The organism is Paenibacillus sp. NRS-1782 (assembly GCF_050467685.1).
Taxonomy (GTDB): domain Bacteria; phylum Bacillota; class Bacilli; order Paenibacillales; family Paenibacillaceae; genus Paenibacillus; species Paenibacillus terrae_A.
Map to the genome: position 1 here is coordinate 1 of NZ_JBITPH010000101.1, position 1,603 is coordinate 1,603.

A 1,603-nucleotide genomic window follows, 5' to 3' on the forward strand; every position below is an offset into this window, starting at 1 on the left:
CTTGAACTGGTATGCGTATGTAGCCAATAATCCGTTGAAGTACACTGATCCAAGTGGGCATAAAGTTTGGCTAGTCCATGGTACTATTTCAGATCCAAGTACATGGGATAATAGTAAAAATTACATTGAAAAAGAGCTTTTTCATGAACCGATTAAAGCTCTGCCATGGAGCGGTAAGAATAGTGATGGAGCCCGCGTTGAAGGCGCAGAAATTGTAGCGAATGAAATTTATAATTATCACAAAGCTCATCCAAAAGAACCGATACGAATCATGGGGCACAGTCACGGAGGCAATGTTTCCATCATGGCAACTAACATCTTGGCTAAACGTGGGATGCACGTTGATACTCTTATAACTATAGCGACCCCAATAAGGGGATATAGGTTGGAAACAGATGTGGGACAACATATCAATGTTTATAACTATAATGATATTATTCAAATTAATGGAGGTAGTATCTGGGTTTTAGGAGATGCAAAGCGCAAATACCCTGGTGCTGAAAATGTTGAGGTGAAATTACCATCGTATTTTATTAAGCATCCAATAGAAGCCCATTCTGTAATGCACAGTAGTCCTAATATTCTGGATAAATATGTTAAACCGCTTTTATTGCAACATAATTTCTCTGAAGCTAGGTATAAAAATTTGATGGAGAATAGAGCTACACATTAAGCCGTAAGCACTATTTAGATTTGATTAATGTAAATTGAAATGTAAAAATTAATGAAACATAGACAGGAGGGAGTAAATGAGTAAAATGCCTGTTTGGTTCAAAATAATATGGATGGTACCTATTCTTATAAATATAGCAGCCTTAATATGGTTTATCTTAGGATCAACTGGAGGGTTTCAACGAGGACAAGATTTAATTGAAACAGTGATATTAATGGTATGCGGAATTCCATCCATTATCATTGTGATGATATCCCTAACCTATATCTGGCAAGGATGGGCACCATTTGGCGGAATGAAATATATAGTATCAGTGCTGTTGATGGCATCATTACTCTTTTTTTCTTATCATTTGGTAGAGGGGACTCCTACCCGAGGGTGGTTGTATGATGAAGTTAGAAGTGATCCAGTACGCTTAACTTCAGATCAAAAATATGAATATCGCATTGATTTAATTAATCCTTTCCAGAGGAATAGTAGGGAGCAATTACACTTAAAAAATATTTCAACAGGAGAAGAAAAAAATATTCCTATTTCAATTAAGAAGGAAAATAAAGGTTATTCGACAGGTGATGATGGAGACAATTGGGCTTGGGGTATTCTAAAACCAACGAAAGTGCCAAATCAATACGAGTTGTCTACACTGGACGAACATAATAATGGGAGGTATGGTATGGATCCCAGAGTTTTTCTAATTGATGTAGAGGCGGGGACTGTGCAAATATTGAAATAGGATTTTTGAATATTTTACCACAATGCGATATAGTTTCGTGTTGTGGTCTTTTTTTAATTATCAGTCCTTAATTGCGCTTACTTCATGCTATTGTAAATAAATACTATGGTGGGCTGGTTACCGAAGCGGCGGGACCGGATTTTAAAACCAATTATACCTATGACCTTGTGGGACGCCGAACCAGCATGACAGATGGG

2 protein-coding genes are annotated in these 1,603 nt (G+C 37.1%); both read left to right on the forward strand.

The window, feature by feature from the left end; genetic code table 11:
- Positions 1 to 673, forward strand: a 673-nt coding sequence (locus ACIFQM_RS24725; RefSeq protein WP_430066381.1) for a lipase family protein, incomplete at its 5' end; no start/stop codon positions are given.
- A 76-nt stretch (positions 674 to 749) separates the two neighbouring features.
- Complete coding sequence (locus ACIFQM_RS24730) at positions 750 to 1,406, forward strand: hypothetical protein (RefSeq protein WP_430048932.1); 657 nt, start codon at positions 750 to 752, stop codon at positions 1,404 to 1,406.
- Positions 1,407 to 1,603: the final 197 nt, after the last annotated feature.